Below are 20,852 nucleotides of genomic sequence, written 5' to 3'. Positions count from 1 at the left end.
GCCAAATTGCATCCGCCACGGCACGCATGCGACGACTACCCTCTCGCGGAATGCCCCGCATCACCGCCGTGATACGGGGCCATCGCGTCAGAAGGTCGCTAGCACCTTCAGACCGCCGACAAGCGCGTTGTCGACTTCACGAACCCCACCTGGATGGCGGATGTACTGCAGGTTGGGTCGAACGGTCAGCCAGTTGGTGACATGCACGCCGTAATACAGCTCGGCGTTGTACTCGCTGTACTGCAGCGGTGTGAAGGCAGGGTCATCATAGGCCGTCGCACCCGCCACGCCATTGAGTACGCGCTGGTTGTCGCGGAAGTCGCCGTTGGTCTTGATGCGCGCCACACCCAGGCCGATGTCGTCCTGCGGACGTGCATCGAAAGGCCCCTTGTAGACAAGGCCAGCCTGCACGTAATTGGCCACCTTGTTGGTGTCCTTGTCATGCACCGTCACGTTGGCAAAGACGGAAAGCCCGCGAGAGGCATCGCCGTTGTGGCTGGTCAGCTGCTGCTTGGCCACGACCCAATAGCCATGCTTACTGTTATGGCGATCATAGGCCTCACCCGTCAGCGCCGCGGAGTTGCCAGCCGCGTCTTCATAAACGTCGTCCGCGTTGGCAGTGCTGCGGTAGTAGCCGACGCGATACTCGCCAGGCAACCCATTCACCTGCGGCGTCCAGACCAGCTCGACCGGAATCACCGCACCCTTGGTGCCGCTACCGTTGAGCTTGAAGCCGTTACCCGTTTCCAGCAGTGAAGGGTTCTGCTCGAATGCACCGATCTGCACGAACAGCTCTGGCGTCAGGTTGTACTTCACGCGAAGCGCCCACTGGCTGATCGGCCAGTTGTACCAGGTGTTCTCCCAGTTGCCGACCTGCGACCCGCAGAAGGCAAGGTTCTGGAAGTCACACTCGAACGAGTTGAAGTCCTCGCCAATGCCATAACGGCCAGCCTTGATGTCGAGGTTGCCGTCGAAGAAGCCCTTGCTCAACCAGAGTTGCGTCAGCCGCCAGGTCTGGCCTCGGCCCCACACTTCCTGGGCAGAGGAATAACCGCCGACGCGCGGATCGGTGATGCGGTCGTTGGTGATATTACGGCCGTCGCGCTCGGTAATCGCCACCTTGAAGACAGAGTCCTGCCAGCCCAGCACCTTGTTCAGGTCAACCTGCAGACCGAACATGTACTGCGACGTCCAGCGTGCGGTTCGGTCGTCGTCATAGCCCCCTCGCAAATTGCTGGCGCCCTCCCCGACGTATTCGAGCTTCACGTCATATCCCTTCTCCAGCCACTCGGTGCGCAGGCCGCCCCAGTCGCCCGTCATGCCACCGGCTTGCGGATCGAAGGCGTCCGCCGCATAAGCGCCGTTGAGCGCTCCCGCGCCGATCAGGGAAAGCGCCGGCAGCGTTACTCGCCGCCCTGACGCCAGGAAACTCATGAAATCCATTATTGCGTCCCTCTGGTTATTGTTGAAAACAGGAACCAAACCGAGCGCCACTCAAGGTCATCACTGCAGGACCTCAAGGACTTCGTGGCATGCCCCCATGGTGTGGTAGTCGACCTTGCCGGCCGGACTCTTCTCGTCGGAGTACTTGCGATTCTGCCCATCAAGGATGCGCCACCAGGCGCCATGCTCATGGTCGACGAAGTGCTCCCAGCAATAGCGCCAAAGTTCGTCATAGCGGCTCCAGTAACCCGCATCTCGGGTGCGGGTTGCGAGGAGCGCCGACGCAGCGATCGCTTCGGCCTGCACCCAGAAATACTTGTCTGCATCGCAAGTGCTGCCATCCGGTGCGATGCCGTAGTGGAGTCCGCCATGTTGCTCATCCCAGGCCAGGCGCCAGGCGGCGTCAAAAAGCGCTCGCGCTCGCGGGGCTAGCCAGGGGGCCGGTCGGTGACGTTCGATGATCAATAGAAGCTTGGCCCACTCGATCTGGTGACCGGGTTGGAAGCCCCAGGGGCGGAAAAGGTTCGCAGGATCGTCGCGGTTGTAGTCCCAGTCGATCGACCAGTTGGTGTGGTAGTGCTCCCAAACGAGGCCGTGCGGGACGCCTTCCGTTGCCTTGCACTTGCCAACCGTCAGCTTTGCCTGGCGCATGGTCATGTTATGCGCGAGCTGCTCCGCTCGGTCCATGTAACGAGGCTCCCACGTCGCCTGATAGGCGGCCAGGAGCGCTTCGCAGAGATGCATGTTCGCGTTCTGCCCGCGGTATGGGGAGACGGCCTGCCATTGCCCGTCGGCTTCGTCGGCATACAGTCCGTCTGCCGCGAACCAGAATCGGTTCTCCAGCGTCTCCCATATCTCATCGAGCCAGAGCCGCGCCTCGGTTACACCTGCCATCAGGCCATGTGCGTAGGCGAGCATGACGAACGCCAGCCCATAGGCATGGTTGGTGGCGTCTTCGACGTTCGCGCCCTGGATCAGCCAGGCATAGCCGCCGTTGGGTTGAATATGACGGTTCCGAAGATAAGCCAGACCGTGCCGCACCCCTTTCAGATACTCAGGCTCTCCGAAGCGCCGATAGGCCGTCGCGTAGTTGTAGATGAACCGGGTGCTGGATACGAGGTGCCGGGTGTCCCGGTCAAAGACGGTGCCGTCGTCCTTGAAGAAGTGAAAGAACCCACCACAATCATCGATGCAACGCGGATGATAGAAGTCCATGGTATGGCGAATGTGGGCGAGCAGCGTGTCGCGAGAACGAAAGTCAGGAAAGTCCATTGCTACCTCGGTCATACGAAGTGCCGCTCTGGCGTTCATGCCAGTCGCTGGCCGGAGTCAGGGTCGAAAAACACGGCGCGCCGCGCATCGATCGCCCAGACCGATGACGTTCCCACACGCGGCGCATCATCAGGGGACACGCGACAGCACACCTTGATTCCATTCCACTCGGCATAAAGCAATGTGTCTGGACCGGTAGGTTCGACCACCATGACCTCCGTCGGTACGCCGTCCGCAGTCGAGGCCCCCTGTGGCAGGACGCTGATCTGCTCGGGGCGAATGCCCAGGATCACCTCGCGGCCGATCCACGCTGGATCCAGCCCAGGCGCTGACACGTGCGCATCGCCGCGATCGCCTTGCACGTGAACCACCGCACAATCGCGGCCCTGCTGCACCTTCGCCGGAATGAAGTTCATGGGCGGTGAGCCGATGAAGCTCGCCACGAACCGATTGCAGGGGTTGTTGTAGATCTCAGCGGGTGTCCCGAATTGGTGCACCTCACCGTCCTTCATCACAGCAACGCGATCGCCCAGGGTCATCGCCTCGATCTGATCATGCGTCACATAGACCGTGGTCGTTTGCAGCCGCTGGTGCATGAGCTTGATCTCGGTGCGCATTTCCACACGCAGCTTGGCGTCGAGGTTCGATAGCGGCTCATCGAACAGGTACAACCGCGGACGGCGTGCCAGCGCACGGCCCATTGCAACACGCTGCTGCTGGCCGCCGGAGAGTTGCGCAGGCTTGCGATGCAACAGCGCCTCGATCTGCAGGAGCTTGGCAACGCGGTCTACTTCAGTCTCGATGTCCGACGGTGGCGTTTTGCGGATCTTCAAGCCGAAGGCGATGTTCTCGCGCACCGTCATGGTCGGATAGAGCGCGTAGGACTGAAACACCATCGCAATGTCCCGGTCCTTGGGTTCTACGTTCGTGACGTCGACCCCGTCGATATGGATCGAGCCACCTGTTATACCTTCCAACCCGGCGATGGCGTTCATCAACGTGGACTTGCCGCACCCCGACGGCCCGACGAGGATCAGGAACTGGCCCTCATCAACCGCCAGGTCGATGCCTTTGAGCGCCTCCTGGCTCGCGTTGCCGTAGGTCTTGCGCACACCCCTGAGTTCGAGTCCAGACATCGTTTTTAACCCTATCCCTTGACTACGCCCGAGGTCAGGCCCCGGATGAAATACTTGCCTGCAAAGATGTAGACGAGCAGCGTCGGCAGCGCGGCGATCATCGCCGCCGCCATGTCCACGTTGTATTCCTTCGCACCGGTACTGGTGTTCACGAGGTTGTTCAGCGCAACAGTGATGGGCTGCGCCTCGCCACTGGCGAACACGATGCCGAACAGGAAGTCATTCCAGACCTGGGTGAACTGCCAGATCAGGCTCACCATAAAAATGGGCGTGGACATGGGCATCAGGATGCGAAAAAAGATCGTAAAGAACCCTGCCCCATCGAGCCGCGCGGCTTTCACCAGCGCATCCGGGATGCCCACGTAGTAATTGCGGAAGAACAGCGTGGTAAAGGCCAGGCCGTATATGACGTGGACGATCACGAGCCCCGTCGTGGTGTTCGCCAGCCCCAGCTTGCCCAGGGTGAACGACATCGGCAGCAAGATGACCTGAAACGGAATGAAGCAGCCGAACAGCAACAGGCTGAACAGCAGATTCGATCCCCTGAACGACCACTTCGATAGTACGTAGCCGTTCATGGCCCCGATAAACGTCGAGATCACCACGGCGGGTACCGTGATCATGATCGAGTTCCAGAAGTAGCCGTTTACCGTGTCCCAGGCCTTGAGCCAACCCACCACCGTCCATTGGGCCGGAAAGGTCAGCAGGTTGCTCGCACGCACATCATCGGGCGTCTTGAAGCTGGTAAGCAGCATGACAATGAGCGGCACGAGGTAGACCGCACAGGCCAGTAACAGCAGTGAGTAGATGACCAGGCGATGGAAGCGCTTGTGCGATTCAGTCATAACGCTTGCTCCGCAGCTCCGAATACAGGTACGGCACCAGCACCGCCATCACCGCGCCCAACATCAGAACGGCACTTGCCGAACCAAGGCCCATCTGACCGCGCGTGAACGTGTGCTGATACATGAAGACGGCTGGCAGATCCGTGGCGTAGCCAGGCCCGCCTGCGGTCATCGCCATGACGAGGTCGAAGCTCTTGATCGCGATATGCGCAAGGATCATGACGGCGCTAAAGAACACTGGCCGCAGGCTCGGCAAGACGATTCGCCAATAGATGGTGGGCAGGCTTGCGCCATCGACCTGCGCCGCGCGAATGATCGAGTTGTCGACGCCCCGGAGTCCTGCGAGAAACAACGCCATGACGAAGCCCGATGCTTGCCAGATCGCGGCAAGTACAAGGCAATAGATCGCCCGGTCGGGGTCGACCAGCCAATCGAAACGAAAGCCCTCCCAGCCCCAGTCGCGAAGGAGCTTGTCTAGCCCCAGTCCTGGGTTGAGCAACCATTTCCAGGCAGTCCCGGTAACGATCATCGAGAGCGCCATTGGGTACAGGTAGATCGTGCGAATGAACCCTTCACGGCGGATGCGTTGGTCCAGCAAGATTGCGAAGAAAACCCCGATGACCAAGCACGTACCAATGAACAACCCACCAAAGATCGCCAGGTTTTTGCAGGCGACGAGCCAGCGGTCGTTATCCATCAAGCGCTCGTATTGAGCCAGCCCGGCAAAGTTGTACACCGGCATGAACCGCGAATTGGTGAAGGACAGCACTGCCGTCCAGAGCATGTAGCCGTACAGGCACACCACCATCACCAGGGCAGTCGGCGCGAGCACCAGCTTGGGCAGCCAGCGCTGGATGCGGTCACCCAGGCTCGGCGTCGCCACGCTCGCATCGGACAAAGTGCGCTCCATTGGAACCTCCAGGCGCAGGCCACCGCAGGGCACGACAGGCGTCATACCCTCGGCGTTCAGGTTGGATTACTGGGCGGACTTGATCGCTGCGACGAGTTGCTCGGTCGCTTTCTTCGGATCAGCGTTCGCGTCGTTGAAGAAGTTCGTCACGACATCGAAGATCGCACCCTGGATATAGCTGGTGTTGGCCATGCTATGCGCCATGCTTGGCTCTGCTCGACCGGCCTTGTCTGCCGCCTGGAAGTCCTTCGAGGACTGCTTCGCGCAGTCGTCGAACTTGTCGAGCGAGATGTCCGTGCGAACCGGAATGGAACCCTTGTTGAGATTGAAGACTTCCTGGAACGGCTTGTCGATGACCGTTCTCACGAGGTTCATCTGCGCGGCCTGGTTCGCCTCGTTCTTGATACGGAACATTGTCAGCGAGTCGATGTTGTAGATGAAGTCGCCCTGGGTCCCTGGGAATACGACACACTGGTAGTCGACACCTGGCGTCTTGCCGGCTGCGGCGAACTCGGCCTTGGCCCAGTCGCCCATGATCTGCATGCCGGCCTTACCCTCTATCACCATCGAGGTAGCCAGGTTCCAGTCACGGCCCGCTGCGTCCGGGTCGACATAGCCCTTGATACGCTTGAAGGTCTCGAAGACCTTTACCATCTGGTCGCTACGAATCGTGTCTTCGTCCGTTTCTACAAAGACTTTGTCGTAGCCTTCCGGCCCCATGATGGCCATGACAAGGGTTTCGAAGATCGTACCGTCCTGCCAGTTTTGCCCACCGTGGGCAATGGGTACGACGCCCGCTGCCTTCAGCTTGTCGGCGGCGGCGAAGAATTCGTCGAGCGTGGTCGGTACGGAAGCGCCCGCCTTCTTGAAGACCTCAGGATTGACCCAGAGCCAGTTGATCCGGTGGATACCCGCCGGTACGGCTACATAATCGCCCTGATTTTGCATCGTTTGTGTGACACGCGAAGGTAGGAAATCGTCCCAGCCATCCTCTTTCGCCACATCATTCAGATCAGCGAGAAAGCCCATCTCCGCCCATTCCTGAATGTCAGGCCCCTTGAGCTGCGCCGCGGACGGTGGGTTACCTGATACCGCGCGCGTCTTGAGCACTGTCATGGCGGCTTCACCCGCGCCGCCTGCAACAGCAAAGTCCTTCCAGGTATCGCCTTGCTTCTGCATCATCTGCTTGAGCGTATCGACCGCGCGGGCTTCGCCGCCGGATGTCCACCAGTGCAGGACTTCGACTTCTCCCGCATGGGCAATGGGTGCGGCGATAGCGGCACAGGACAGGGAAACGGCGAGCGTGAGACGGTTCATGGCGTTCATCGAAAGCTGTCCTTTTTGTTGTATTCGACTGCTGAGGAGTCTAGCGGGGAGGAGAAGCGCGTAAGTAACGAAAGGCAAGTGAATTGTCACGGGCTCGTGACATTCGATGCGGCTACAGGTGCACCGCTCGGCTTTCGCCGTGAACGAAGCGGAGCAGCAGCAGGTCAGCTCTTACAGGTTCGTCATGTTGAATGGCGAGGCTTTTTTCATTGCTGCCTGGAGATACGCTCGTGGATAACAAAGCAACCATTTCCGTACTGAATGACCTGATTGAAACCTGCCTCGACGGGCACAAAGGCTTCTCGGAATGCGCCGATGACCTGAAGAATCCTGAGCTGAAGAGCACCATGATGGCCCGCGCTCAGGACTGCAGCACCGCCGCCACCGAACTCCAGCAGATGGTCAAGCAGCTCGGCGGTGATCCTGAGCAGTCATCCAGTGTTTCCGGTGCGCTGCACCGTAAATGGGTCGACATCAAATCCTCGATCACCGGTAAAAGCGACGAAGCGATCCTGAACGAATGCGAGCGCGGTGAAGATGTTGCGCTCAAGGCATACAAGGAAGCGGTCCAGAAAGACCTGCCTGCGGACGTCCGCACCGTCATTGAGCGCCAGCTTCAGGGCGTTCAACGCAACCATGACCAGGTCAAAGCGCTGCGCGATGCCGAGCGTGCACGCTCCTGATCGGTGGCTGATCGAAAAGGGCTCGCTCATGCGGGCCCTTTTGCTATGTGCAGCCCTACCGTCGCAGACCCTAAGGTCCACTGTGTGACGATAGAAACACTGTCCACACGGACGTTGGTTGGTGATCGCGTAACTTCAGGTCTATTTGGTCAGTGCTTCCAGCGCCACGCGAGCCACTCCACCTGGCTCTTCGCTGGGCCAATGTGCACGACGCGGCCTGCGTTCTGCTGCGGAGGCCGGGGTCTTTCCAGGTACACACAACGAGCAGACAGCATGTTCAGTCACATCCAGATAGGCGCCCGCGACCTCCCGGGAATGATCGCATTTTACGAAGCCGTGCTACCTGCTTGGCCTGATCCGAATGGCGGACGAACATGGCGACGGAGCCCCGAGGGGGCAGGCTGGCAAATGCCAGCGGCAAGATGGCCGCAGTTCTATGTCCAGCGCCCATTCAACGGCGCCCAGCCAGCCCCGTTAACGGAACACAGGTGAGCTTTGCCGCGCCTTCTCAGGAACATGTCAACGCTGCGTGGAAAGCCGCACTGGCCGCAGGTGGTCTTGATGAGGGCGCGCCCGGCTTACGCCCCCATTATGCACCTGACTACTACGGCGCTTATTGCCGTGACCCGGAAGGCAACAAGCTATGCTTCGTCCATGCGAACGACTTGCTATAAAGGAATAAAGCACTCGCACGATATGCCGCACCCCCTCAAATGGAGGAGTTGGCGGCGCTAAGCGAAGCCGCTATTTAGCGGAACGTTCACCATTGACCAGCGCCCCATAGACAAGCGGAATGAACGCTTCGATGGCCTCCGCTTCTGTCACGCGGCCTCGGATCTTGGCAGCCGACAATCCTTCGGCCGCGCCTACCAGACCGACGCAACGGCGCTCCAGTTCTGTGCGAGGTACATCGCAGTGCGGCTGCAGCACGTTCAGGAACATCTGGGCGCAGTTATCGAGCAGCTCTTGCAAAACGGCCGCCTTCTCTTCGCTGCCAGCCAGCGCAGCCCCCACGGCATGGAAATCACCTTCCGTGTTACTCGCGCAGCGTATGTAGGCAGATGCCAGGACCTCGATGGTTTCATCACGGCCGGCGCCACTGGCTGCCAGCGCCGCGCCAAACGCGTCGATCAACTCCGTATCGAGCCACCGATACAGCGCTATCAACAGACCCGAGCGTGTCTCGAAGTGATCGTAGGCGACTGGCTTTGAGACGCCCGCTCGTGCGGCAAGTCGCCCAAGCGTGAGCCCATCCGCGCCCTCTTCCCGAACGATCAAGCGTGCCGTTTCGAGTAGCTGGAAACGGCGCTCCTCGCGGGTGAGGCGCTTTCGCGCGGGCTCGCCGCCCCGTTCGCAGGTATCCACTTCGTCGGCTCCCATTTGCACAACCTACCTTTAGTAACTTAGCCTTACCACAACCTACTTTTAGTAGGTCATCATCTATCGAGGAGACACGTCATGGTATCGAATCCTGTTCTACTCGTTGGCGGTTCAGGCGTCATCGGCCGCCAGACTGCGGAGTACCTCCGAGCACGTCACCCGGCACTTCCGCTTTTGATCGGTGGGCGAGATGTCGAAAAGGCCCACCAGGCCGCGCAGGCCATCGGCAACGCCGAGGCCGTACGTATAGACCTAACGGCTGAAGACCTTGGACTGGGTGAACGTGTCGTTGGTGCCGTGGTGGTGTTTCTCATGGACCAGCGCATGACTTCGCTGCGTTATGCCCTGTCCCGGAAGGTGCCGTATCTCAGCTTTTCTTCGGCGGTTCAGGAAATGTCGCTTGAGGTCGCCACCTACCTGAATGATCGGGAAGCGGCGCCTGTGGTGCTTGGCACGGAGTGGCTCGTGGGCGCGACAACATTGCCAATCCTGCAACTTGCGAAGGCTTTCGGACGCCTGACAGACATTCGAGTAGGCGCGCTCATTGACGAGGACGATACGAGCGGCCCCGCCACCTACGAAGATCTCGGGCGGCTCGCCGAGGTTCTGCCCGTCGCAATGGCACGCCGAAACGGTGGATTCTACTGGCGTACAACGGACGAACCTACACCCCTCTTCCGCGCGGTCGACGGCACACAAGTCGAAGCAGCACCTTTTTCGGCCTACGACGTGCCCAGCCTCGCGGCGGCCACGAACGCGACCAATATCGAGTTCAACCTCGCAACGGCCGTAACGTCCAGTCGGCGCAAAGGCGAACCGCCCTCAACTGAAATCATCATCGAACTGTCCGGGATCGGTCGGAACGGGGAGCGTCGCTCCACGCGCCATGCGATCATTCACCCCGACGGCCAGCGCAAGGTGACAAGCACCGGCGTATCGATGCTGACCGAGCGGTTGCTTGGCCTCGATGGCGCACCAAAGCCGGCACCTGGGCTGTATTTTCCCTATCAGCTACTTAGCCCAGAGGATTACCTGGACCGCCTCAGGCATAACGGCGGTCAGCTAATCGAGCTGGATACCTGACCCGGCCAACCCTCATGCTTTCAGCCGGCGCTTCGCCTCAGCGACGCCGGCATCGCGTGCCTCGTCCAGATCGTCATACAACTCATCATTGATGCGGGTGACCGGCAAGGTGATCTCACCGTCGCGCAACATTTCGATCGCCGTTGCCCAGCGGGGCGGTACATGATCGGTGCCGACGCCAAGTACATGCACGAATAGCGTGTGCGGGCCAAGCGGAAATGTGAACTTGTGTGGGATCCGAAGCGGTGCGTCTTCCAGCGAGATCTCCGGCACCTCGAAATATGCACGCTCTCCATCAGGCCTGGGAGAGAGGCTATCCGCCGGTTCGCCGTGCTCCACATCGGATTCACGATCGCTCCTGGAAAGCTCGCGGGCTTTGTAAAGCGCTTCAACCAACACGTCTATCTGGTCGTCGTCAAATATGAGCGTTTGCGCCGCGCCATCCTGCACTTGTCGAATGCAGATCTTGAAACCGCCCGACACGAACACGTCCGTCCCGTATCCAAGCTCTAGCCGTTGAGTCATGTTGCCTCCCAGTACGCTGCTCCACTTTTGCGCGGATGCATGAATAACGTCATGGCAGGGAGCCCTGCCGCGCCTAAAGTGTTGACCCCGGTTGTCGTCCCATCATTCAGCTAGAGCCGGTCGGTTTAACGTCACCGCCTCCCTGCGCCCTCCTTCAGCGCCCGTGCCGGTGCTTACCGTCGCTTGTTTTTCCGCACGCATTAAAGGCCGACCGGGCGCTGCCGATAAGTCGTCATACAACTACAACTCTAACCTGCCAGACTTCAGAGGTCGCTATGCACTTACGCAATTGGAAGGTCGCCCCACGCGCCGCGTTTGGATTCGCGCTGATCGCGCTCATGGTCGCGTTCCTCGGTCTCTTCTCACTATCCACGATGTCCAACATCCGTGAACGCGCTGTCGTTATCGAGACGGATTGGGTGCCTCGCATCCGGCTAGTCAGCACGATCCGGGAAAACATGTTGCGCATCCGCACGATTTCCCTGCGCGTTGCGCTCGACCCCGATCCGAAGAACGTCGAAACGTATGTCAAACAATACGAGACCCGTCACAAGGCCCTGATGCAGAACATCACGGACTTCGAGGGATACATCGACACGCCGGAAGAAAAAAAACTGTACGAGCAGTTCCAGCGTGATTTCGCGGCATACCAGAAAGGCATGTCGGACTCATTCGTCCTCGCGCGGAACAGCGAAAGCGAGGCCTTGAACAAACTCTTACTCATCGACATGAAACCGGTCGTTGATGGCACCGGGGCACAGCTCGCCTCTCTGGGCGAAATCTACGAGAAAGGTATCGAGCAGGAAGGTGCTGCCTCGGCTCTGCAATATTCCCGGTCGCAGTTCGTGGTGAGCCTCGTGATAGCGCTGGCCGCCATCCTTACCATTTTGCTGGCCTGGTTGATCACGCGGAGCATTGTGGTGCCGCTTCGCGGCGCAGTGAAATCAGCTCAACATGTCGCTAAGGGCGACCTCACCCAGCGCATCGACGTACAGGGCCGTGACGAAGTTACACAGTTGCAGGAGGCCTTGTCCCAGATGCAGCGGCGTCTTCGTGAGACCCTGAGTGAGATCTCCGGATCGTCCACGCAGCTTGCCGCGGCGGCTGAAGAGCTCAACGCGGTAACCGAAGAGGCAGGCCGTGGGCTTCAACAGCAGAACGACGAAATCGAACAGGCGGCGACCGCCGTGAACGAGATGAGCGCCGCCGTCGACGAGGTCGCACGCAACGCGGTGTCGACATCGGAGGCTTCGAAGGCTTCCAGCCAGTCGGCGCAACTGGGCCAGCACCGCGTATCTGAGACCATCGCAGCGATTGGCAGCCTCTCTTCCGATGTCGAGACGACCTCATCACTGGTCGAACAAGTCGCTGGGCAATCGCAAGAGATTGGCAAGGTGCTGGACGTTATCCGTGCGATTGCCGAACAAACCAACCTGCTCGCGCTCAATGCCGCGATTGAGGCAGCGCGTGCCGGCGAATCAGGCCGTGGCTTCGCCGTAGTTGCCGATGAGGTACGTGCCTTGGCACACCGCACGCAAAACTCGACGCAGGAAATCGAACAGATGGTGGGCAACATGCGCACGGGCGTCAGCCAGGCACTGACGTCGATGCAGTCGAGCAACGCGCGCGCCCGTGAAACGCAGTCTCTTGCGCAGAGCGCAGGTAGCGCACTCGAACAAATTACGAACAGCATCAGCGAGATGTACGAGCGTAATCTGGTTATCGCGAGTGCGGCAGAAGAGCAGGCTCAGGTTGCGCGTGAGGTCGACCGCAACCTCGTGAATATTCGCGACCTGTCAGTCCAGTCGGCTACCGGCGCTCATCAGACCAGCGCATCCAGCCACGAGCTCTCACGTCTGGCCAGCGACCTCAACCGGTTGGTTGGTCGCTTCAAGGTCTAAACGCGTCACCTACGTCCGGAGCCGCCCGGACGTAGGCCACTCCACTGTGCGATTGCGTCAGCGATCCCAACGCATTATCCATTCAGCTTCGCCGATGTGCTGGTCGACTCTTTGTTGCAGGGCACGAAATCCTTGCTGCTCATAGAATTCGACAGCACGCTTGTTCTGGACGTAAACGGCCAGCTCGAGTGAATTACGCTCTCGTTTTGCGTCTGCCATCAATAGGGCACCCAGCCCTTTGCCCTGATGGACAGGTGCGACGAATAGCGCTGCCAGCGTAACCCCGTGGACACATGAAAACCCGGCACAGCTATTCTCGTGCTCGACAACACGGGTATGGCTGTCTGGGATATAGCACTCCCGCATGTTCGCGACTTGATCCTGCCAAAACTGCGGTCTTACGAAGGGGTGTGCATGGAGGGAAGCGTCCAGCCAGATGCGCAGTACCGCGTCCATGTCAGTGGTTTCGAAATCGCGAACCATGCCAGTCTCGATCCATTGTTGTGGACCGGTACTGTACCAAAACGTGCAGCATCCTCATGAGGCTGGCACTTTCCCTGGCGTCGGGCGGTCCATTTCAGAGAGAAACCACAAGCCGTACGACGTTCGTTCGTGCGCTTCCTAGAGGACCGAACCATGCGTATAGCAGCATTGCTGATTCCTTTGATCCTGGCGCTTCCGCTGGCCGCCTGCGACTCGGGCGATCATGGGCCACGAGGCACCAACCGTGACGGGCAACCCGCTGACCCGGGCCCATCGCCGGCGCCCGCACCGCGTGAGGAGTCCAGTAACCAGGGTGCACCCAGCAACAACTCGGCGGACATTCCGGCAGACGCGAACAATCCAAGACCGCAAGGCGAAGAAGGCGTCGCGCCTAGCGTTGGCGATTCCCCTTCCGGTGCGGGGACTGTACAGAAGAACTGATCCAACGAATCGAGGTGGAGCGAATAGCCCACCTCGATCTACGCTCACCTCCACAGCGTGACGTCAGCCCCTCGGCAGCGTAAGCGTTGCCCTCAAGCCACCTTCTCTCCTATTTCTCAGCTCGACTTCACCGCCATGCGCATGCGCGAGATTGCGGGCGATCCCCAGACCTAACCCATAGCCGTTTCGCTGTGAAGCAAGACGAACATGCGGCTGGAAGACCTGTTCGAGATCCTGCTCGGGTACACCGGGCCCTTCGTCGTCCACATGCAACACGAGTTCGCGTACACCGTCTTCGACACTTACGTGTGCCCTGCCGCCATATTTGAGCGCGTTGTCCAGCAGATTGCCGATGCAGCGCTTCAGCGCCAGCGGTTTGCCCAGGACGGGTGCGTTCGCACGGCCATGAAGAGTAGCGCGAGGTGGCCGCTCCTGCTGGTAGGGGTCGACGAGCTGTTCCAGGAGCGCCTGAACATCGACCGGCTCAACGTTCTCATGGATATCGGTGTCCTTCACGCACTGCAGTGCCCCGCGGACGAGAATGTCCAGTTCATCCAGGTCGCGATTCAGTTTGGCCTGCACATGCTCATCGTCGATCAATTCCGCGCGTAACCTGAGCCGAGTGATCGGTGTCCGCAGATCATGGGAAATCGCGCTGAACAATTGCGCGCGCTCATCCAGGTATCGGGCGATGCGCTCACGCATGGCATTGAATCCACGCGTGACCTCACGTATTTCCTGCGCGCCTTCTTCAGGCACCGGTGGCGTATGCACTTCCAGAGAGAGCTCGCGAGCGGCCTTTGCCAGGCGCTTGAGCGGACGACTCTGCCAACGGATCAACAGGCCGATGAACAGCAGCAGAAACGCGCTGCTGAACAGGATGAAAAACAGCTGCTGAGCGGGGATCCAGGGCTCATCAAGCGTGTAGTACGGCGCCGGCATCAGGGTCGCGATGTAGACCCACTCCCCTTCGGCAATCCGTATTTGTGCAACTAGCACAGGCGGGTCGAGCGGCTCGAAGCTAAGCACATAATGTGCCCAGGAGCGCGGCAGGTCGCTGAGAGCCAGCGCGCCATTGAACAGCCGAAGCTCGTCCGGCCCAACGAACTCTACCTCCAGCGGGACATTGGGGCCGAGCCGCTCTCTCAGCACCGCGCGCACGCTGCTAAGCACCGCGCGCCGACCGGGCGTATCCGGCAATGAACGCATTTCCAGGCGACGTTCATTGAGGCTCACCAGAAAGCGCGTCCCCCCCATATTGCGCAGTTGTTCCAACACCAGCGGGCGGTATCCGGGCGGTAGCAGACTGAAATATCGAACACTGGCCGCAATAGAGTAACCCAGGTTGTGGGCGGCGCTGAGGAGGCCTTCATTTCGGCTGGAACGCAGGCTCGACGCCCAGAACAGCGCCGAAGCGCCTTGCGCCAACAGCACGGCCAATAGCGTCAGCAACAACATCCGTGCGAGGAGAGAGCGCGGAACCAGCCGCTGCAAAACCCGGCTAACCGACATCGGCGAGGCCTGATACCTCGGCTGCCAGTAGATAACCGCTTCCCCGCACGGTGCGTATGAGCCGGGCCGGGCGGCCGGTGTCCCTCAGGCGTTGCCGGAGGCGGCTTACAGCCATGTCGACAATACGGTCCAGCGGCAGGACGTCCCTGCCGCGGGTCGCGTTGGCGATGGTGTCGCGGTCGAGTACCCGCTGGGGGTGATCCAGAAAGAGCTTGAGTAGCGTGAAGTCGGCGCCGGACAGCAGGACCTCTTCGCCATCAACATGGAAAAGCCGATGGCTCACCGTATCCAGTCGCCATTCACCGAACTCGAGGGTGCGACTGATGCGATGTTCAACGACTCGTTGCCCGGCAGTCCGTTGCTCGGCGAAGCCGGCGCGCCTGAGCAGCGCCTTGATCCGGGCCAGGAGCTCTCGTGGGCTGAAGGGCTTGCCAAGGTAGTCATCAGCGCCCAACTCGAGGCCGATGACCCGATCGGCTTCATCGGAGCTGGCTGTCAGCATGATCACAGGAATCGCCGCGTAGCGCTCATGGGCACGAACCCAGCGACAAAGGCTGAAGCCATCGTCCCCCGGAAGCATGACGTCCAGGATAATGAGGTCCGCACTGCATGCCTCGAGCGCCTGCTTGAACGCGTCACCCTCCGGTGCGCTGCGCACCTGGAAGCCGGCTCGCGTCAGATAGACCTCGAGCAGCTCACGTATTTCCTGATCGTCATCGACCAGAAGAACGGATTTACCACACTGGCTCATCCCAACCCCTTTTTTGTTCTTGTTCTGATGACGCACTGCTGCATGCCTGATGCAGTATGGGCCTACCGGCGCATTGCATCCAGTCAGCGGGCATCAGACCGAAGAGCGGCGTACGCATTCAGGGAATATAAGATCCCACGATCAGGCACACGTACCGAAAGAGCATGCGCATGCGAACTTGGACGTAAACCGTCAGGGACAGGAAGGACTGGGGAGAAAGCGAAGATTGGGTGGCGGCCCTACCAGCCACACCCCGGCACACGATGTCACCGCTGCGGCTGCTCCCTTCCAGGCCTGACCGGGTTCACGGCTGATCATTGCGAGGGGACCGGCAGGGCCACCATAACAAACCCGCCCTTGCGGCGAGCGGCGCCATTGTACCGTCTGATTCGCAACTTACAAGGCGCCAGTGCCAATAAAGGCCAATGACGTTCCCTGTCTATAGTTACTGGCTGCAACCAAGTGAACAGGAATGCGGGATGAACCGTGCGCACCCGGGTCGGTCGGACCTTCAAACCGACCAGCGAACAAGCATGCAGCCCCAACGAGAATTGACTGTCCGCGCGTTGGGCACCGGCGTGGTGCTCGGCGCCCTACTTACGCCTTCCAATGTTTATGCCGGCCTAAAGATCGGCTGGTCATTCAACATGTCGATCATCGCGCTGCTGCTCGGCTACGGCATTTGGCAGTCCGTGACGCGCGTACGGCGGGCAGCGCCCTGGAGCCTGCATGAAAGCAATATCAATCAGACGGCCACCTCCTCGGCTGCGTCGATCGTGGCAGGTGGCCTGGTAGCACCCATTCCGGCCTATACACTCATCACGGGCGACACGATCGGTACGGCGCCGATGATGGCCTGGGTATTCGCCGTTAGTTTCCTTGGAGTCTGGGTCGCCTGGTATCTCAGGGATACCCTGATTCCTGACGAGCGACTGCGTTTTCCCGAGGCGGTAGCAACGCTTGAGACCATGCAACAGGTCTACAACCAGGGGCGCGAAGCACTGCACCGGCTGTATGCACTGGGAGCGGCGGCGGCACTGGCCGGATCGATAAAGGCTATCGACCTGTTGGCGGGCCCGATTCCACGCTGGGCACCGAACGCGGCATTGGAGCGCCTTACGTTTACATTGGATCCTTCACCCCTGCTTGTCGGCTTCGGCGGCATCATCGGGATACGTGTCGGTCTCTCGCTACTGCTGGGCGCGGCAATCGCCTGGGGTGGCGTCGCGCCATGGCTATTGGGCGCGGGGCTTGTGACACTGCCAGCCGAGGCCGAGGGACCTCAATTCGGCACGCTTGTAGAATGGCTCCTATGGCCAGGCGTCAGCCTGCTGGTTTGTGCCACGCTCGTATCACTCGCGTTACGCCAATGGCGTAGTCGCCACCTCCGCAAGAAGACCAGCACGGCAAACACACCTCGCCGCATCCCACTCGTCATGCTGTTGCTTGCTTCCGGACTGGTGATCCTGTTGCAGGTGACGCTGTTCGGTATCTCGCTGTTCATGGCCATACTGAGCTTGCCGCTGGCCATTGCGCTGGCCTGCATGGCCGCCCGGGTCGTCGGCACCACCGGCATTCCTCCCATAGGCGCAACAGGCCAACTGTCGCAATTGACGTTCGGCCTCATCGCACCCGGCCAGATGACGGTCAATCTGATGAGCGCCAATACGGCCGGCGGCGCTGCCGGCCAATGTACCGATCTGCTCAATGATTTCCGCGTAGGCCACTTGATTGGAGCCACCCCTGCCCGCCAGCTCGTTGCTCAGTGCACGGGGATAGTGATCGGCAGCCTTGTTGGGGTCATGGCTTATCGGGCATTGATACCAGATCCCCAGGCCCTGTTGATCACGCCGGAGTGGCCTGCGCCGGCAGTCGCAACCTGGAAGGCCGTTGCAGAAGTGCTCTCAGGCGGCTTGGCGGCGATCGATACGAGCGTTCGGTGGGCCATGTTGGCCGGCAGCCTGGCCGGACTCGTCCTGGGTTTACTGGAGGTCCGCGCAGACCACTCTGCTCGGCTGGCCCGCTGGCTACCCAGCGCAGCGGCCTTCGGACTCGCCTTCATTATTCCTGCATCGATTTCCCTCATGATGGCCTTTGGCGCAGGGCTGGCGTGGCTGTGCGCGCGTGCCGCTCCCACGCTTGCCGAGCGTTTCGTTATCGCCGCGGCAGCGGGCCTCGTTGCTGGCGAAAGCATTGTTGGCGTGGGTACATCGTTCTGGATGATGCTCAGCGGAACCGGCTGACCCAGGGACGCGTCTGAAAGCGGCACGGTACGGCACCGGCGACTTCGTAAAACGTTGTTCGACATTCGTCGTTTCCGGGCTTATGCCGCTTCGCTAACGTATTGCGCTTTTCCCCGCTGAGGTCACGATGGATTCGATCACGCAGGCTGTACTCGGTGCCACGATCCAGGGCGCGTTATTAGGCCGCTGGCAGGGCCGCAAAGCCTTGCTCTACGGCGCAGTGCTGGCCTCGGTCCCTGATCTGGATGTGTTCATCGACTACGGCGATGCCGTCGCAGAGATGACGTACCACCGAGGTTTCAGCCATTCGCTTTTCGTACTGAGTGTGCTGGCGATCGCGCTGGCGGCATTGCTACGCCTCAGGCCCCATCCGGGCTATTCCGCAGGGAGACTCTTAATCACACTGTGGCTGGTGCTGGTTACGCACCCGTTGCTCGATGCGTTTACCAGCTACGGGACACAGCTCTTCTGGCCTTTCACACCGCCACCGGTTGCCTGGTCCACGATATTCATCATCGACCCGCTCTATACCGTTCCGTTACTGCTTGCGGTGATCCTGGGGTTGGCCTTGGGTTTGAAGGACAAGACACCCAAGCTGCCAGTGGCTGCACTCGCCGTGTCGACGCTCTACCTCGCATTCTCGGTTAGCGGCAAATGGATGGCCGAAAGCCGCGTAGAGCAGCAGCTGCAGGCTAACGGCATCCAGCCTGAAGCCATTTTCAGCACGCCGACGCCACTCAATACGCTTCTGTGGCGCGTGACGGTGATGGACGGCGACCGCTATCACGAGAGCATGGTGAGCTGGTTCGACAGCGAGCCACCAATTCTGCAAACGCTGCCAAGCGGCGAGGAACTCCGTCCCGCACTGGAGGCATCACCCCAGTGGCACCGGCTGGCCTGGTTCACGTCCAATATTCTTCGCTACGACGAAGTGGACGGTCGCCTCCTGGTGACCGACCTTCGCCTGGGAATGACGGGTTACCATCCGTTCCGTTTTCCAATGGCACAGCGTGACGCTGCCGGACATTGGCAAATGATCGATCATGTCGAACGGGAACCCACCTATCGTGGGGGTGCGGAACAGCTGCGCCTTATCTGGCAGCGGATCTGGTCGCAATCGCCCGAGCTACCCCTGCAGCGCTGGGCTGCGCCGATGGCGGGTGGAGTGATGGCTGAACAGGACAGCTAAGACGCGCGAAGCCGCAAACCGGCGGCTCGCGACTTCGTCGTAATAGCGCGATCGAGCGATACCGCCGTCCGCTAGGCCAGGCTGGCGCCGTGCTCCAGCCAGCGGCCCAGGAGCGGCGACAGCTGCTCGCTTGGCTGATACCCGTTGGTCAACAGGGCCAGTTGGCCATTGCGCTCAGCGAGCATGGTGGGAAACCCGGAGATGCCGAGCTGACGCGCCCAGGCGAAGTCCAGACGCGTGCGCTCACGTGCCGCATCACTGTCAAAATGGGAAGCGAACGCACCGCTCTCATACCCTTCGGCTTCAGCAAGCCCCAGAAGGATACCGGACGCGCTTGTGTCCTGACCTCCCACGTAAAATGCCCGTTGGACGCGTTTGACCAAGGCCCATGCCCGCGCCGCGTCGAGCTTACGCGCAGTGACCAGTAGGCGGCATGCCGGCTCCGTATCGTATGCCATGCCCTGGGGCAGGCCGGCTTCTACATCGAAAGTCTGCCCGGTCCGCTCCTGCACGGCGCGCCAGTAGCCCAGATAGCGCTCCCGGTCAGCCGGCTCGATGGGTGAACGCTCACTGCGCAGCCCGCCCGCCACGAGATGCAGCGAGACACCGTATTCTGCTGCCTGGGCCGCTAGCGCATCGGCTACCGGCGCAAACCCCCAGCACCAGGAGCACATCGGGTCCATCACATAAATCAGGCGGGCGTTCATCGAGGTCGCTCCTATCCCGCGTGCTGTCGGGGGTTATGTCCGATGGGGTGTGGCTGGTTACGCTCACGCGCGAGTTCGATCTGCTTCTGCCGCTCACGGGCACTAGCGCGGGTCTTTTCCGGAAGCGAATCCCAGCAATGCGGGCAGCTGATTCCAGCCACATAATGCTCGGACTGACGGTCGGCGTCCGAAACGGGCGCACGGCAAGCATGGCACTGATCGTACTCACCCTCACTCAAGTCGTGGCGAACCGTGACGCGGTTATCGAAGACAAAGCAGTCGCCTTTCCACTTGGTTTCGGCTTCGGGCACTTCTTCCAGATACTTCAGGATACCGCCCTTGAGGTGGTAGACCTCTTCGAACCCCTCATTGAGCATAAAGCTCGACGCCTTCTCGCAGCGGATGCCGCCGGTGCAGAACATGGCGACTTTCTTGTGGCGCGCGGGGTCGTAGTTGGCGCGGACGTATTCGGGAAACTCGCGGAAGGACTTGGTCTTCGGGTCGACAGCGCCGTCGAACGTACCGATCGCAACCTCATAGTCGTTGCGCGTGTCGATCAGCACCACCTCAGGATCGTCCAGCAATGCGTTCCAATCCTTTGGATCAACATAGGTGCCGACGCGCTGATTCGGGTCCACGCCGGGAACGCCGAGCGTAACGATTTCCTTCTTCAGCTTGACCTTGGTGCGATAGAACGGCTGCTCGTCGCAGTAGGATTCCTTGTGGTCGATGTCCACCAGGCGTTGGTCGCTACGCAGCCAGGCCAGTAGCCCATCGATGCCCTCTCTTGTACCGGAAACGGTGCCGTTGATGCCTTCCTCGGCCAGCAGCAACGTGCCTTTGACACCATTCACCAACATGGTATCGAGCAGCGGCTGGCGTAGCTCGGTGAAGTCCGGAAGCGAGACGAATTTGTACATCGCCGCGACGACGATCGATTGACTCATGAAAAACTCCTCAGTGGTCGCCCTCGCAAAGGGCGGACCGGGTCGTGTCAGGATGCCGATGGTTTTCGGCGGCGC

General features: G+C 60.4%; 19 protein-coding genes, 1 other RNA gene and 2 pseudogenes. 8 read left to right on the top strand and 14 right to left on the bottom strand.

Translation table 11 applies throughout. The features are described from left to right. Nucleotides 1-87: 87 nt before the first annotated feature. From ACY8D3_RS07325 to ACY8D3_RS07300, 6 genes are all read right to left on the bottom strand, one after another. Nucleotides 88-1,443, bottom strand: coding sequence for a carbohydrate porin (locus ACY8D3_RS07325; RefSeq protein ID WP_462382942.1), 1,356 nt, complete (start codon nucleotides 1,441-1,443; stop codon nucleotides 88-90). A 60-nt stretch (nucleotides 1,444-1,503) separates the two neighbouring features. Continuing rightward, nucleotides 1,504-2,730 carry an AGE family epimerase/isomerase gene (locus tag ACY8D3_RS07320; protein WP_462382940.1) on the bottom strand — a complete coding sequence of 409 codons (1,227 nt, stop codon included), beginning with the start codon at nucleotides 2,728-2,730 and terminating at the stop codon, nucleotides 1,504-1,506. 20 nt (nucleotides 2,731-2,750) lie between these two features. Beyond that, nucleotides 2,751-3,851, bottom strand: a complete 1,101-nt coding sequence (locus ACY8D3_RS07315; RefSeq protein ID WP_462382938.1) for an ABC transporter ATP-binding protein — start codon at nucleotides 3,849-3,851, stop codon at nucleotides 2,751-2,753. Between the two features lie 11 nt (nucleotides 3,852-3,862). Then, a complete protein-coding gene (locus ACY8D3_RS07310) occupies nucleotides 3,863-4,696 on the bottom strand; it encodes a carbohydrate ABC transporter permease (RefSeq protein ID WP_462382937.1) in 834 nt (277 codons plus the stop codon). Next, nucleotides 4,689-5,606, bottom strand: a complete 918-nt coding sequence (locus ACY8D3_RS07305; RefSeq protein ID WP_462382935.1) for a carbohydrate ABC transporter permease — start codon at nucleotides 5,604-5,606, stop codon at nucleotides 4,689-4,691. Before ACY8D3_RS07305 ends, ACY8D3_RS07310 begins: the two co-directional genes overlap by 8 nt. Nucleotides 5,607-5,672: 66 nt before the next feature. Next, nucleotides 5,673-6,932: an ABC transporter substrate-binding protein gene (locus ACY8D3_RS07300; RefSeq protein ID WP_462382933.1), complete on the bottom strand. Its 1,260-nt coding sequence runs from the start codon at nucleotides 6,930-6,932 to the stop codon at nucleotides 5,673-5,675. 230 nt (nucleotides 6,933-7,162) lie between these two features. Between ACY8D3_RS07300 and ACY8D3_RS07295 the strand changes: the two genes are divergently transcribed. Both ACY8D3_RS07295 and ACY8D3_RS07290 read left to right on the top strand, forming a co-directional pair. Continuing rightward, nucleotides 7,163-7,615, top strand: a complete 453-nt coding sequence (locus ACY8D3_RS07295; RefSeq protein WP_462382931.1) for a PA2169 family four-helix-bundle protein — start codon at nucleotides 7,163-7,165, stop codon at nucleotides 7,613-7,615. Nucleotides 7,616-7,888: 273 nt separating this feature from the next. Then, nucleotides 7,889-8,289, top strand: a pseudogene (locus ACY8D3_RS07290) (VOC family protein). Nucleotides 8,290-8,359: 70 nt separating this feature from the next. On the opposite strand, the gene ACY8D3_RS07285 reads toward ACY8D3_RS07290, so the two are convergent. Next, nucleotides 8,360-8,995, bottom strand: coding sequence for a TetR/AcrR family transcriptional regulator (locus ACY8D3_RS07285; protein WP_462382930.1), 636 nt, complete (start codon nucleotides 8,993-8,995; stop codon nucleotides 8,360-8,362). 78 nt (nucleotides 8,996-9,073) lie between these two features. Here ACY8D3_RS07285 and ACY8D3_RS07280 point away from each other — a divergent pair, with 78 nt between their 5' ends. Next, on the top strand, nucleotides 9,074-10,078 hold the full coding sequence (locus ACY8D3_RS07280; RefSeq protein WP_462382929.1) for a Rossmann-fold NAD(P)-binding domain-containing protein: 1,005 nt from the start codon (nucleotides 9,074-9,076) through the stop codon (nucleotides 10,076-10,078). 12 nt (nucleotides 10,079-10,090) lie between these two features. Here the strand turns inward: ACY8D3_RS07280 and ACY8D3_RS07275 are convergent, their stop codons facing one another. Next, nucleotides 10,091-10,603 carry a hypothetical protein gene (locus ACY8D3_RS07275; RefSeq protein WP_462382927.1) on the bottom strand — a complete coding sequence of 171 codons (513 nt, stop codon included), beginning with the start codon at nucleotides 10,601-10,603 and terminating at the stop codon, nucleotides 10,091-10,093. A 275-nt stretch (nucleotides 10,604-10,878) separates the two neighbouring features. Between ACY8D3_RS07275 and ACY8D3_RS07270 the strand changes: the two are divergent. Beyond that, nucleotides 10,879-11,649, top strand: a pseudogene (locus ACY8D3_RS07270) (MCP four helix bundle domain-containing protein); the annotation flags it as partial. Then, nucleotides 11,641-12,504 (top strand): methyl-accepting chemotaxis protein, encoded by an 864-nt coding sequence (locus ACY8D3_RS07265; protein WP_462384286.1) that lies wholly within the window; start codon nucleotides 11,641-11,643, stop codon nucleotides 12,502-12,504. The pseudogene ACY8D3_RS07270 and the gene ACY8D3_RS07265, both read left to right, overlap by 9 nt. Before the next feature lie 57 nt (nucleotides 12,505-12,561). Here the strand turns inward: ACY8D3_RS07265 and ACY8D3_RS07260 are convergent, their stop codons facing one another. Next, on the bottom strand, nucleotides 12,562-12,987 hold the full coding sequence (locus tag ACY8D3_RS07260; protein ID WP_462382925.1) for an N-acetyltransferase: 426 nt from the start codon (nucleotides 12,985-12,987) through the stop codon (nucleotides 12,562-12,564). A 153-nt stretch (nucleotides 12,988-13,140) separates the two neighbouring features. On the opposite strand from ACY8D3_RS07260, the gene ACY8D3_RS07255 reads away from it, so the two are divergent. Next, nucleotides 13,141-13,428 (top strand): hypothetical protein, encoded by a 288-nt coding sequence (locus tag ACY8D3_RS07255; RefSeq protein WP_462382923.1) that lies wholly within the window; start codon nucleotides 13,141-13,143, stop codon nucleotides 13,426-13,428. A 63-nt stretch (nucleotides 13,429-13,491) separates the two neighbouring features. Here ACY8D3_RS07255 and ACY8D3_RS07250 read toward each other — a convergent pair whose 3' ends face one another. The 3 genes from ACY8D3_RS07250 to ffs all read right to left on the bottom strand — a co-directional run bounded on the left by ACY8D3_RS07250 (nucleotide 13,492) and on the right by ffs (nucleotide 16,025). Continuing rightward, complete coding sequence (locus ACY8D3_RS07250; RefSeq protein ID WP_462382921.1) at nucleotides 13,492-14,940, bottom strand: ATP-binding protein; 1,449 nt, start codon at nucleotides 14,938-14,940, stop codon at nucleotides 13,492-13,494. Further along, nucleotides 14,930-15,691, bottom strand: coding sequence for a response regulator (locus ACY8D3_RS07245; RefSeq protein ID WP_462382919.1), 762 nt, complete (start codon nucleotides 15,689-15,691; stop codon nucleotides 14,930-14,932). Before ACY8D3_RS07245 ends, ACY8D3_RS07250 begins: the two co-directional genes overlap by 11 nt. Before the next feature lie 237 nt (nucleotides 15,692-15,928). Beyond that, nucleotides 15,929-16,025, bottom strand: an RNA gene (gene ffs, locus ACY8D3_RS07240) — signal recognition particle sRNA small type. A 199-nt stretch (nucleotides 16,026-16,224) separates the two neighbouring features. Between ffs and ACY8D3_RS07235 the strand changes: the two genes are divergently transcribed. Both ACY8D3_RS07235 and ACY8D3_RS07230 read left to right on the top strand, forming a co-directional pair. Continuing rightward, a complete protein-coding gene (locus ACY8D3_RS07235; RefSeq protein WP_462382917.1) occupies nucleotides 16,225-17,934 on the top strand; it encodes an OPT family oligopeptide transporter in 1,710 nt (569 codons plus the stop codon). A gap of 127 nt (nucleotides 17,935-18,061) precedes the next feature. Next, nucleotides 18,062-19,123 (top strand): metal-dependent hydrolase, encoded by a 1,062-nt coding sequence (locus tag ACY8D3_RS07230; RefSeq protein WP_462382915.1) that lies wholly within the window; start codon nucleotides 18,062-18,064, stop codon nucleotides 19,121-19,123. Nucleotides 19,124-19,194: 71 nt separating this feature from the next. Here ACY8D3_RS07230 and ACY8D3_RS07225 read toward each other — a convergent pair whose 3' ends face one another. Next, nucleotides 19,195-19,830: a DsbA family protein gene (locus tag ACY8D3_RS07225; protein WP_462382913.1), complete on the bottom strand. Its 636-nt coding sequence runs from the start codon at nucleotides 19,828-19,830 to the stop codon at nucleotides 19,195-19,197. A gap of 11 nt (nucleotides 19,831-19,841) precedes the next feature. Beyond that, nucleotides 19,842-20,777 carry an oxygen-dependent tRNA uridine(34) hydroxylase TrhO gene (gene trhO, locus ACY8D3_RS07220; protein ID WP_462382911.1) on the bottom strand — a complete coding sequence of 312 codons (936 nt, stop codon included), beginning with the start codon at nucleotides 20,775-20,777 and terminating at the stop codon, nucleotides 19,842-19,844. Nucleotides 20,778-20,852 lie beyond the last annotated feature (75 nt).

The sequence above is a fragment of the Pseudomonas sp. Marseille-QA0892 genome, assembly GCF_054950135.1.
This window is presented reverse-complemented; position numbering and strand designations above follow the sequence as displayed.